Below are 11,917 nucleotides of genomic sequence, written 5' to 3'. Positions count from 1 at the left end.
AGAGCGATGAGTCAGGTAACGACCATCCTATGCGTAATATCAAGGAGATTGGGTGATGCAGGAAGCAACCACGGGACTCGAAAAGCAGATTGAGATCGCTACAAAGCTTCTCTCTCTGTCAGCAAAAATAGGATTACTGATCGGCGGCACGTGCATCGTCAGTTACCTATTGAGCAACGGCCATTACCCACAAGGCGTCTCGATTGGAGACAGCTTGTTATTTCTGGTCGCGGCATTTTGCTTTGGGCTGGTGTGTGTTTACTTTTCAGTTTCCGTCACGGCGGCCGGGGTGCTGCTTTCCCAATTTTTCATTCCCGTGCTTAGAGGTTTCGCCTGGCTACATGGAAAAGTCACCGGTAAAAAAAACATACTGGAATTCAAGCGACCGAAAATTACGTTCTTCTCGGTGTTTTTTGGAATATGCGGCGCAGTGACCATTTATTTCCTTACCCGCAGAAGCCCCTTGGAACACATCCCGCTTATCCTTCTGCCCGTTTTTCAGTACATCGTTTACTCAGCCTATCTGGAGCAGAACAAGAAAATAAAAGCAGCGCTTGAAGTCACCGGTCCAGAGCATCCTGAGCACAAGCCCCATGCTGAAATGAAACCCTTGAAGAAAACCAGGGCGATGATTGTCTGTGTCATCCTGCTGACGCCCCTGCTCATGGGAGGCGTGACCTCGGACTTGCTGCAAGCGGCCATGCGCTTCGCGCAAATACGCATAGAAAGGGCCACGATTCTGGTGAAACCACCTTATGCCAACCTGTTGCCAGCCCCTAAGGATTCCCCGCTGGAAAATTACAAACGCTTTGAAAATGCGACGGTGATTTTCCGAGGTGTGGGCAACTCGACGCTCATTGAAATGCGCACCGAGGAAACGGCGATCCGGCTGGAGATTCCGAATGACTCGATCATCATCGAGCGCCGGGTGAAGCCCGTTGCCAACATCAGGAAAAATCCTGAGAAAACGGAAAGCTGATACCATCCAAACATTGACACGCTGAGCAAAACGACATGAATCGCCGCAAGAAAATAAACCAGTTATTGAAGGCTAACGCCAAAAAGGCCAGTGCCAAGCTGGCGCCCAAAAGCAAGAATCAATACATCAGCAAAGCCGACCGACTGAAACTGGCGGCTGAAGCCAGTGATGCGCCCATCACGCCCGCGGAAAGCTGATCCACATCACCACCCTCCTCTGAAGCGCTGCGCCTCGCTGCTGATCTCAAGCTTGAGCTTCAGTTCTGCCGGGCTGGCTCCAGGCTGCCGCCCTTCCCCTTTGTCGTCATCTGCCATCAGTAAAATCCCAGGCAGTCAGATAATTGCGACTTGCGATAAATATATGGAAATACGAATATGCACGCATCCATATATCGATCACTCTTTCGGCTCTGCACTTGAGCCCTTGATGTCCGCCAAAAGCGGCAGGAGCCATCCATGCAAGTCCTGTTCACGTTCCGGATTGGAGATTTGTGATGACCGAGTCCTCCAGCGAAAACCCGAATGACTTTCCAAATCTTGACCTGTCGCTCTTCGATGCACCCACATCGGAAAAGCTCGCAAAGGGCGCAGAGCCACAGCACAAACCGCGCATACTTTTACTGTACGGATCAACCCGCGAGCGCTCCTTCAGCCAATTGCTGACCCGCGAAGCGGCACGCCTGTTGGAGCTCATGGGCGCCGAAATCGCAATCTTCGATCCCTCCGGGCTGCCGCTGCCGGACGATGCCCCCGTCGATCACCCCAAGGTGCAGGAACTGCGCGACCTGGTGATGTGGTCGGAAGGCCAGGTCTGGTGCTCGCCAGAACGCCATGGTTCGATGTCGGCGGTGTTCAAGGCGCAGATCGACTGGATCCCGCTCGCCCTGGGTGCGATTCGCCCTTCGCAAGGCAAGACCTTGGCGGTGATGCAGGTGTGCGGCGGCTCGCAATCCTTCAACACGGTGAACCAACTTCGGGTGCTGGGTCGCTGGATGCGCATGGTCACGATCCCCAATCAATCTTCCGTGCCCAAAGCCTTCCTTGAGTTCGACGAAGCCGGGCGCATGAAGCCATCGTCCTATTACGACCGGGTTGTCGATGTCATGGAGGAACTGATGAAGTTCACCTTGCTGGTGCGCGGCCGAGAAAACTATTTGGTCGACCGCTACTCCGAGCGCAAGGAAAGCGCCGAAGCGCTCTCCAAGCGGGTTAACCAGAGGTCTATCTAGGCGCGGTGGTTGGGACGCCAGTGGTAAACAGTCAGGATCGAAACACCATGGATGAACGTCAAGAAGCGATCAAACACAAGATCCGCGCCGTGGTAACGAGTAGCGAATCCGACGAGATCACCTATCGATCAGAGTGGCTCGGTTACCTGCCCTTCCCGGTTTTTCACTGGGTTGAGTACCAGGGTGAAAGCTTTTCCAGCGACTTCCCGTTTGATTGGACCCTTGAGGATTTGCTGATCCTTGAGCAAGCAGGGTTCCTGGAAAAGCTTGAAGCTTACGAAAACCCAGAAGATCATTTTGATCGGGACATCAAGTATCGCGTTCACGTTGAGCGCGTATAACGGTTGGCTAGAAAGAATGGACGACTTAAGGAAAGGGAATGGGCATTCTTGATCGCTTGTTCGGTGGCCGCTTTACCTTGCCTCCACCGGAGGAAACGACCGTCAGCGACGCGGCGATCATGCGGGAGCTGCATCCTTATCGCGCCGAACTCAAGACGTTCACGCAAGCCCTACTGGCCCGCATGCCAGAAGCCGAACGTGCCAGGCTGGTCAGGCGCGTGCTGCGCATTTACGGCTCGGGCCAGGAGCCGGCCACCGCGCTGGTGGACGGTGTGCTGGATGCAGACCGGGGCCAGAAGCTCGAACACTTGGCTTTGCTAGGCGTCGATTGGAACGGCTTTGATGGTTTCGAATATCTGGTGCCCTATCTGGTCAGCGCCAGCGGGGTGAAAGAAATTTACCCCTACCGCCATGAGGGCCCGCTGTCGATGTCGGAGACGCTGGCCAATCTCGACCAATGGCTGGCGGCGTTCGACAAACGCTATCTGCACCTGAACTCCGGTGGCGACGAGTATATCGGCTTCATCGCCAATGCCGACCAGGTTGAAGCCATGATCGAGCTCGCACGGCACGCGGGTCTTGAAGTGCGGCTCGAAAGCTTCTGAACCGGAACGGGTACTCGCTGAGTGTCGTTATCCCGCTGAACGAAGCGAGCGACGTAACAGTCGGAGCAACAAGACCCTCGGCAAAGAAACCTGGCTCATGCTCCTACGATTCGCTGCCCTCGCCACGTTGTTCACGTTCAATGCCGGCACAGCGACCGCTGCGCCTGAACCCCTGCGGCTGGAAAACCTGAAACGCTGCGGCGACCTGCTGGAAACCCAGCACCAAGACTGGTGCCTGACCGTACGCGGGCTGGGAGACGGAACGCCGCAATTGAACCTGGGCGCCAAGACGATACCCGCAGATGCGGTCCAGCGTGAAGGGGAAAACCTGCGCTTGCGCCTGGACGGCGCCAATTACCAGAGCGGCCCACTCTGGCTGCAGGACGGCCCGCGCGCCAGCAATGCCGCCTGGCTGACCCTGCGCAACAGTCACGTGCTGGCTGCCGGGCCGGACGAAGTGGCGAAGAACATGGACGGCCTGACCACTTACGTCGACCTGGTCAGCGTGCTGATCGAGGAAGACCGTGATGGCCGCCAGGAAGCCGAGCGCCTGGCCCAGAAGTACGGGGCAAAAGTGGTCGGCAGCATCTCGCCCCTGAATCTGTATCAGCTGCGCCTGCCGGCCAAGGACCTGGTGCAGCGCGACGCCCTGGTGCTGCGCCTGGGCAGCGAGACCAGCGTGGATGCTGTGGTGATCGAGGAGTCCTCGGCCGAAGAAACCGAGCAGGCCGCAACTCATCCAGAAGAACCGAAGAAACCGGCCCTGGACTCCGACGAATGGGCCGCAAATCGCTTTCTCGACGCGGTGAACTATTACCAACGCCGTATCCCCGGGCGACAACCACCCATCCAACCGCAGCCGGTGCGCATCGGCCTGATCGAGCGCGATGTGGATTTCGACACGACGGATTTCGCAGACAACGTCGGCGCCTGCTCGCCCCCGCGCACCTGTGTCTACGCACGCGATGCAGACAAGTCGGACAACCACGGCACGACCGTCGCTGGCATCCTCGCCGCGCGTTGGGACGACAGCGGCAACACCGGTTTCCTCCGCGGCCTGGACAAGGCCAGTGGTGGTTTCGAGGTCATCGTCGAACGCAATTCCGATGCCGGGATCACCGCCAATATCGCCGCCTCGGTCAACCTCGTGGAAGACGGCGTGCGCGTGCTGAACTGGAGCTGGGGCATCCACCGCGTCGGCGCCAAAGACATCAAGGGCGATGACGTCGACTCGCTGCTGCGCTCGGGCATCGCCATGGGTGGTTACGAGGAGCTACTGGAGGAGTTTTTCCTCTGGCTGCGCAAGGAACATCCTGACGTGATCGTGGTGAACTCCGCCGGCAATGGATCTTCGTTCTCGGGCAGCGATGAATACCGCCTGCCCTCCTCCTTCATCACCGAACAATTGCTGGTGGTCGGCGGGCACCAGCGCAGCGAGCGCACTGATGTCGGCGTCGACGACCCGGCCTATGCGGTCAAACGCAGCTCCTCGAACATCGACATGCGCGTCGACATCACCGCCGCCGCTTGCGCCCACGCCTCGACGACCAGCGCCGGCCAGGACAGCGCAGTGCATTGCGGCACCTCCTACGCCACCCCCATGGTCGCGGGCCTGCTGGCGGCGATGCTGTCCATCAACCCGCAACTGCAACCCGAACAACTGCGCATGTTGCTACGCCGCAGCGCCATGACCATCGGCGACAACCACGACTTCGAACAGATGGACGCCGAAGACCTCACCGCGCCCATCCTGCCGTCGGAGCGTCGCTACCAGCTAAACGACAAAGACGTCGGCCGCTCGGCACGGTTGGATATGCAAAAGGCCCTGGACCTGGCGGTGCAAAGCCGCGACCGTGTACGCTGAGTCGGCGGGTCATGGGACCAATCGGTAGGTGGACTGCACCAGCCCCGAAGGAAAGCTGCGGCTGGATACGAGTTGCAAATCCACATCCCGCCCAAGCCCCCCGAACAACGGCCGCCCCGAGCCGATCAACACGGGAACGGTGGTGATCACCATATCGGTGACCAAGCCATCGCGCAGGAACGACTGCACCACCTGTCCGCCATCCACATAGACGCGCTGCACGCCTTGGCTTGCCAGCTCCGTCATCAAATCCTTGGGTGCCAGGCTGGAGAAACGCAGCTTGCCCCTCAACACCTCGGGCACTGGCGAATCGGCTAACTGCTCAGACACCACCACCACGGGCCGGTCGTAGAACCAGGTGTCGAAGGTCCGTACCTTCTCATAGCTCCCACGCCCCATCACGATGACGTCCTTGTCGGCGATGAAGTCTGAATAGCCGTGGTCTTCGGATGGATCGTCGCGCTGTAGAAGCCAGTCGATGTCGCCGTCGGGCCGGGCGATGAAGCCATCCAGGCTGGTGGCGATGAAAACGTGGGCGGTGGGCAATTGGGACTCCTTGTTGAAAGCGCGTATATCGGTTGGACCCGAGAAAGACTTCGACCAGAACCCATCAATGTTCGGCTGGCCTCCCTTTCCGATATTCACTGAAGTTCGCAGCATTTTGCTCCAGCGGCAATAAAAGGCCATTCGCAATGTAGGAGACCGTACGGTAAAAGCCCGCGAGCATTAGAATTTCCAGGATCTGATCGTCGTCGAAATGCTTTCTGAGGGCCAAGAACTCTTCATCGCTCAACGCTGCTCGGTCATGAAGCGCATCGATCGCGATCAGCAGAGCGGCCTCTTCCTCGCGCCACAGCCCTGGGCGAAGGGGATATTCCAATGTGCCGGCGACCTCTTCTCTGGTAAGCCCGGCGGCCTGTGCGAAGGCCATCACATGCACCCCCCATTCGTATTCACACTCCGTGCGAGCACAAACCCTATTGATGACGAGTTCTCTCTGGCGAAGCTTCAGCAGAGAGCCATCGAGCAGCGAACCTCCCTTGAATTTTCGCCACGCGCGATCACTGCATGCAACGGTCGAGAATAGAACGAGAGGCGGTACCCCTACTCCCATTATCTTGTCGAAATCCGCCCTGACTTCGTCTGGGTAGGGTTCATTGAGTGCTTTGATTCGTGACATCGCGTATCCTCCGCTATCAAATGTGTAGCAAGGATAATCGCTACTGAATATGTAGCAAGCAAGGTCAATAACGATGAATGATAACCACGGCTGCGCTTCATCAATACTCAAGGGACGCCGGCCAATCATGGCGCTCCTGGACTTACTCGGACAAAAATGGGCGCTAAGGGTCCTTTGGGAACTGCGTGATGGCGCCATGAGTTCCAGGGCTTTAAGAAGTGCGGCGGGAGACATCTCTCCCACCGTGTTGCAAAGCAGAATCAATGAGCTGCGCGATGCGGGCATTGTCGAGAGAGTCGACAGCGGCTACAGCCTCACACCACTTGGCTTGGAGCTATCGGAGGCATTCATGCCCCTCTATCGGTTTGCGGGCAAATGGGCAGACTGCCTGGAGCGGGAACTCGATTCATTTTGAACAACCCGGTTCGTTGCATCAATGAGGTCCTGGCCTCCGGCAAGTGAACGCGACTGCCCCATTCAAAGGTGCAGCGCCGGCCTGGCCTGGGCACTGCCACGGATAGAAGGGACTCGCACACGCAACGCAATCAGCAACGCGGCCAGCAGCATCAGCACGGCCGCCGCTACGAATACGCCTGCGCTGCCACCGAGGCTGAACATCGCACCGCCAGCGGCGGCGCCTGTTGCGATGGCCGACTGCACAGACGCCACCACCATGCCCCCGGCGCTTTCCGCCTGATCGGGTATTGCGCTGGCGACCCAGTTCGACCACGCCACTGGCACACCACCAAAGGCCAGACCCCAGATCGCCAGCAGTACCGCCTGCCCCGGCACCGAGGCCGGCAACAGCACCAACGCCAGCGCTGCAACGCCCACCAGCGCGGGCATCAACACCAGCGTGGCCAGTGGACGACGCTCAAGCAGCCACCCGGCCAACAACGTGCCGACGAAGTTCGCCACACCGAAACCCAGCAGCATCAGCGACAGCCCTTGCGGGCCAATGCCGGTAGTGCCCTCGAGGAATGGCCGAACATAGGTGAACATCGCGAAGTGGCCGCTGTGCACCAGCACACAACCGAACATACCCATGGCGATACCCGGGCGCTGCAACACCTCGAGTACGGTGCGCAGGCGTGCCGGTGTGCGCGGCGCAAGGCGTGGCAGCGTGAACGACTGGAAAGCCAGGGTCACCACACCTACCGCCGCCGCGGCAAAGAACGCGCTGCGCCAGCCATATAGCCCACCCAGGTAACTGCCCAGCGGGACCGCAACCACCGTCCCGACGGCAATGCCACTGAAAATGATCGACAGCGCTCGGGGCAACAAAGCCCCCGGTACCAAGCGCATCGCCACCGCTGCCGCCATGCTCCAGAACCCGCCAAGGGCAATACCCAGCAAGATACGCATCACCAGTAGCACCGCGAGACTGGAGGAAACGGCGACCAAAAGATTGGATACGATCATCAACGTGGAAAAACCCAGCAGCACCCAGCGACGGTCGATACCGCGGGTCAGGCCTGGCACCAGCAGGCCAGCGAACAGTGCCACCACTGCTGTCACCGTTACCGCCTGGCCAGCCAGCGCTTCGGACACACCCAGATCGGTAGCCATCGGCGTCAACAGGCTGGCCGGAAGGTACTCAGCGGTCAGCAATCCGAACACCCCCATAGCCAACGAGAAGACTGCCATCCACGCGGGGGTTGCAGGTTCCACATCCAGCCCGACGCCGGGACGGCTGTCGGATACGGCATTACAAACACAGTCAGTCATTGCACGGATCTCCCAATCTTAATCGCGACCCGCAGTCTAGGCGCGAGAAACTGGATGATCTATGATCGAAAACCTCGATTTTTTGACCGAAACACCTGACCATGCCTACAGATCAGTTTGCTCTCTCCTCGGATCTCATCAATGAGCTGTTGCGCGGCATGCGCCTGCGTGGCGTCGAGTACCGGCGTATCCAAGCCGGTCCAACCTTCGGCCTGGGCTTCGCAGCCAAACCGGGGCATGCCTGGTTCCACTTTCTGGCGGTCGGCAATGCGGTGCTGCAGATGGAAGACGGGACAACGTATGCGCTGACTGCCGGCAACGCCATCTTCATCGCCCATGGCGCGGCCCATCAGTTGCTTTCCCATACGGACGTGCCTGTTCAGGACATCGACCGTCTAGACGGCGCCCCCCTTGGTGATGCCGTCAGCGCGGTGGATACCGGAACCGATGCCAGCCCCACGCCGACCACCGTTCTGTTCAGTGGCTGCATGGAGTTTGAACTGGGCAGTATCCATGGCCTTGGCCGGCTGATGCCGGGCCTGATGCTGATTGATGCCGGTGGCCAGCGTTACCCCGGGCTGGTGCCTATCCTGACCACCATGGAGCGCGAGGTCAGCGCCGCACGTATCGGCTTCGCCGGCATCCTCGCGCGGTTGGCCGACGTGGTGGCCGCCATGGTCGTTCGCGGTTGGGTGGAGTGCGCCTGCGGCAATGCCTCTGGCCTGGTCGCCGCATTGCGCGATCCACGCTTGGCAAATGCACTTCTGGCACTGCATCAACAACCGGGGCGCGATTGGACCGTTGCTCAGCTGGCGGAGCAATGCAACACCTCGCGCTCGGTCTTCGCCGACCGTTTCCAAATGACGATTGGCATGGCCCCGCTACGCTACGTCACCGAATTGCGGATGCGGCTTGCGAGCCAGTGGCTGACGCTCGAAAGACTACCGATTGAAGAGGTGGCGCAGCGCTTGGGCTATACCTCTCAGGCCGCTTTCAGCCGCGCATTCAAGCGCATTACCGGCAAGACGCCTGGATTGAGTCGTCAGTCGAGGCAGTCCGCTGTTTCCTGAAGCCGAGCGGAAGTGGTGGGTGAGCTCATCCAACTCTTTGATTTTTCCCATTACCTGACTATTCCTCTTCGTTCAATGACCAAGAATAGCAGGCGCATTAGGTTAGATTCCCACCGTCCGCTTCTGGCCGAAGTCGGCCGGTAGGAATGATGGAGTCTGGCCCAAAAGCTGATGCTCAGCAGTATCAACCGTGCCCCTAAGCAAAGCAGCGGCAGGACGCCCTTAACGACAACACAAGCACCCACTGACCAGCGGCTGATCGGGGTCGTTTTCAAGAAATGTGACCATTACCTCCATACCCGTCCGGGGCGGCCCAATCTCACAACTCCAGTCGGAGCCCCTCTTCAGCCAACAACGGCTCTTGTCGTCAAATCTATCCTCGCGGTCCCAGGGGAACTTGACCTTGATCCTTGCGAAGAGCCGATCATTCTGGATCTCTTCGTCCTCCAGAGCGATGACTACAGCGGTCTGGTTACTTGGCATCCGAGGTTTTTTGTGGGCCAACGACGGACGATAGGAAACATTCCATGGAAGAACGATAAAGCGATTGCGGTAACCCTGATGGACGTCATCTTCGTTCGCAGTGTTGCCACTGGCGACGTCCTCATTCATTACTTGTGGTTGCCGGCCTTCGTGAATGACCTTAGTCAGTAGCCATAGGGCGTTCCACTCCTGGCGTGGATGGCCTGAGAGTTCCAGCACATGGCCGCTGGCTAACCGAGCCTGGTCACTCTGCCCTTCGGCTTGACGATAAGCTGCATGGCGACGCTCCATAGCACGAAGACGTATCTGTTTGCCGTGCTCATGACCTGTGAAACGCTCCAGCCTGCCATCTTCTTCAACGTCCAGCTGTTGCTCGATATCATAGTTGCGCTGCGAGATACGACTGGTGAGCTGTCCCAGACGCAGGTTGATGCGCTTGATCAATGGCTCGCTGGACATCCTGTCGCGCTCTTGCCGATAGGCGGTGGGCTGTCCGATCCTGGGAAAAACCGCCTGATCGTCACCAAAAACCAACACATGACCTTGAGCGCTGTGCTGGAAGTGAAAGTGGATACCTTCTTCTTCGCACAAGCGTTGAATAAAGTGCAAATCCGTTTCGTCGTACTGGGTGCAGTCGCCACGCTCCGGGTAGGTTGCCTTCAGATGAAACCGATAGGCGTCGCCCACGATGCCGTGTTCCTCCAATATCAAGGCAACGATTTTCGGCACCGAGAACTGTTGATAGATCCTGTGGCTGATGCGGTGGCGCAAGTAGGACAGGTGCGGTACTAGCGCTAGGCTGTAACATGTCGAATGCTGGCGATGACCGCTTTGAGCGATGTGATAGATTCGTCCATGAATGCCGCTACCCTTCGCGTCTAACGTCAGAAAAGCTTCTTTGTCGAAGAGATTTTCGAGATCCAGGTCAGACCGTTCGCTAACAAACTCCACGTTGAAGAGATAAGGCCTGCTGATCGCCTCTTCTCCAGTGAATGCGAGCACTTGAAAGTCGTGCTCGAAACCGTCGATTGTCAAACTGAAATACGTTTGATTGACTGGGCTGAACATCCGCTGTTCTCTTTTTACATAAGGCGGCGCAATGGACCGGAAGACACTGGATAATGCCGGACTGATGAATTAACAGATATCAACCCAGCAGCCCAGCGCCCCTCTATATCGGTGTTTACGTCTTACTTTCCAGACATCAAAAAGTCAGCTCACACACCACTCTTCACTTTGGTCCAGATCCGCGTGCGGATTCGCTCCAGTTTCAATGGCAGTGGCTCAAGAGGAATGAGTGTAGCGATCGTCTTTCTATCTGGATAAATCCAAGGATTATCTCGCAGCTTCTGCTCGACAAATTCAGCGGCATCTTTATTGGCGTTAGGGTACAGCGTGTGGTTTGAGGTCTTGGCGATAATTTCCGGTCGCAACATATAATTAATGAACGCCAACCCCTCCTTGGGATGGGGCGCATCTTTTAGCAGTACCAGATTCTCCGACCAGGACAGCGCGCCTTCGCGAGGAAGACTGTAGGTAATCTTGCGCCCCGTGTTGGCCTTTTCGTTGATGGCCTGTGCAGCAAGGGCACCATTGGCCCATCCCACAACGACACAAATATTGCCGTCAGCCAGGTCGGCGTCGATTCTGGACGAATCGAAATAGAGGACGTAGGGGCGGATTTTCAACAGCAGGGCTTGAGCTTTTTGGTAATCCTGCGGATTCTTGCTGTTGCTAGGAAGTCCCAGATAATTCAAAGCAATCGAAATGATCTCACTGGGAGAATCAAGCATTGCCACACCACACGACTGAAGCTTGCTGATGTTTTCCTCTTTGAAGATCAGATCCCAGCTATTCACCGGAGCATCATCACCCAATGCCGCTTTGACTTTGTCAATGTCATAGCCAATGCCGGTAGTACCCCATAAATAGGGCACAGCATAGCGATTACCAGGATCATTGACCGCGAGTTGGGACAAGATATCAGGGTCGATATGTGAAAAGTTACTCAGCTGATTACGATCCAAAGGCTGAAGGACTCCTGCCTGGATCAGGCTTGGCAACACATTGGAGGTCGCCACGACCACGTCGTATCCCGTGCGCCCAGCCATGACTTTGCTCTGCATGATTTCTGCGCTGTCGAACGCATCCATGTGCACGCTCGTGCCAGTTTCCTGCTCAAACTCCTTTGGCGTCTCCGGCGCGAGCAACCCGAACCAGTTATACAGATACATCCCAGGCTCTACAGCCGCCACTGATGTACTTATCCCTACGCAGAGAAGCGTGGCCGAAAAAATGGTTCGCAAATGTGACTTTCTCATGCAACATCCTTGTCAAGACGATATGCCCTCATGGCCATCGTAAACCCTGGCAGCGAATATACCGGGTGCGACTAAATAGTAAATACCTACGAATACTTACCCTTGACCGAAGAATCCC

At 57.5% G+C, this 11,917-nt stretch carries 13 protein-coding genes; 8 read left to right on the top strand and 5 right to left on the bottom strand.

Annotated features, from left to right (window positions below):
- The first annotated feature begins 55 nt into the window (after window positions 1-55).
- The 6 genes from GN234_RS01705 to GN234_RS01680 all read left to right on the top strand — a co-directional run bounded on the left by GN234_RS01705 (window position 56) and on the right by GN234_RS01680 (window position 5,017).
- Window positions 56-979: a hypothetical protein gene (locus GN234_RS01705; RefSeq protein ID WP_176687719.1), complete on the top strand. Its 924-nt coding sequence runs from the start codon at window positions 56-58 to the stop codon at window positions 977-979.
- 35 nt (window positions 980-1,014) lie between these two features.
- Window positions 1,015-1,176, top strand: a complete 162-nt coding sequence (locus GN234_RS01700) for a DUF2986 domain-containing protein (RefSeq protein ID WP_163858372.1) — start codon at window positions 1,015-1,017, stop codon at window positions 1,174-1,176.
- A 296-nt stretch (window positions 1,177-1,472) separates the two neighbouring features.
- Window positions 1,473-2,207 (top strand): arsenical resistance protein ArsH, encoded by a 735-nt coding sequence (gene arsH, locus GN234_RS01695; protein WP_176687718.1) that lies wholly within the window; start codon window positions 1,473-1,475, stop codon window positions 2,205-2,207.
- A gap of 47 nt (window positions 2,208-2,254) precedes the next feature.
- Window positions 2,255-2,548 carry a hypothetical protein gene (locus tag GN234_RS01690; RefSeq protein WP_163858367.1) on the top strand — a complete coding sequence of 98 codons (294 nt, stop codon included), beginning with the start codon at window positions 2,255-2,257 and terminating at the stop codon, window positions 2,546-2,548.
- Between the two features lie 38 nt (window positions 2,549-2,586).
- Window positions 2,587-3,153 carry a DUF6630 family protein gene (locus tag GN234_RS01685; protein ID WP_176687717.1) on the top strand — a complete coding sequence of 189 codons (567 nt, stop codon included), beginning with the start codon at window positions 2,587-2,589 and terminating at the stop codon, window positions 3,151-3,153.
- A 97-nt stretch (window positions 3,154-3,250) separates the two neighbouring features.
- A complete protein-coding gene (locus GN234_RS01680; RefSeq protein ID WP_176687716.1) occupies window positions 3,251-5,017 on the top strand; it encodes a S8/S53 family peptidase in 1,767 nt (588 codons plus the stop codon).
- Window positions 5,018-5,026: 9 nt separating this feature from the next.
- Here GN234_RS01680 and GN234_RS01675 read toward each other — a convergent pair whose 3' ends face one another.
- On the bottom strand, window positions 5,027-5,563 hold the full coding sequence (locus GN234_RS01675; protein ID WP_025569598.1) for a dihydrofolate reductase family protein: 537 nt from the start codon (window positions 5,561-5,563) through the stop codon (window positions 5,027-5,029).
- A 64-nt stretch (window positions 5,564-5,627) separates the two neighbouring features.
- Complete coding sequence (locus GN234_RS01670; RefSeq protein WP_025569596.1) at window positions 5,628-6,197, bottom strand: carboxymuconolactone decarboxylase family protein; 570 nt, start codon at window positions 6,195-6,197, stop codon at window positions 5,628-5,630.
- Between the two features lie 73 nt (window positions 6,198-6,270).
- On the opposite strand from GN234_RS01670, the gene GN234_RS01665 reads away from it, so the two are divergent.
- Window positions 6,271-6,612: a winged helix-turn-helix transcriptional regulator gene (locus GN234_RS01665; RefSeq protein ID WP_162893835.1), complete on the top strand. Its 342-nt coding sequence runs from the start codon at window positions 6,271-6,273 to the stop codon at window positions 6,610-6,612.
- Between the two features lie 62 nt (window positions 6,613-6,674).
- On the opposite strand, the gene GN234_RS01660 is transcribed toward GN234_RS01665, so the two are convergent.
- Window positions 6,675-7,925, bottom strand: a complete 1,251-nt coding sequence (locus tag GN234_RS01660; protein WP_176687715.1) for an MFS transporter — start codon at window positions 7,923-7,925, stop codon at window positions 6,675-6,677.
- 101 nt (window positions 7,926-8,026) lie between these two features.
- On the opposite strand from GN234_RS01660, the gene GN234_RS01655 reads away from it, so the two are divergent.
- Window positions 8,027-8,995, top strand: coding sequence for an AraC family transcriptional regulator (locus GN234_RS01655; RefSeq protein ID WP_109753035.1), 969 nt, complete (start codon window positions 8,027-8,029; stop codon window positions 8,993-8,995).
- A 222-nt stretch (window positions 8,996-9,217) separates the two neighbouring features.
- Here GN234_RS01655 and tssI read toward each other — a convergent pair whose 3' ends face one another.
- A complete protein-coding gene (gene tssI / locus GN234_RS01650; protein WP_176687714.1) occupies window positions 9,218-10,546 on the bottom strand; it encodes a type VI secretion system tip protein TssI/VgrG in 1,329 nt (442 codons plus the stop codon).
- 149 nt (window positions 10,547-10,695) lie between these two features.
- A complete protein-coding gene (locus GN234_RS01645; RefSeq protein ID WP_109753037.1) occupies window positions 10,696-11,799 on the bottom strand; it encodes a polyamine ABC transporter substrate-binding protein in 1,104 nt (367 codons plus the stop codon).
- Between the last annotated feature and the right edge of the window lie 118 nt (window positions 11,800-11,917).

It is taken from the genome of Pseudomonas bijieensis, from assembly GCF_013347965.1.
In the GTDB taxonomy this organism is placed as follows: domain Bacteria; phylum Pseudomonadota; class Gammaproteobacteria; order Pseudomonadales; family Pseudomonadaceae; genus Aquipseudomonas; species Aquipseudomonas bijieensis.
Note: the sequence above shows the minus strand (reverse complement) of the source record. Positions and strands in the feature narration are given on the sequence as shown.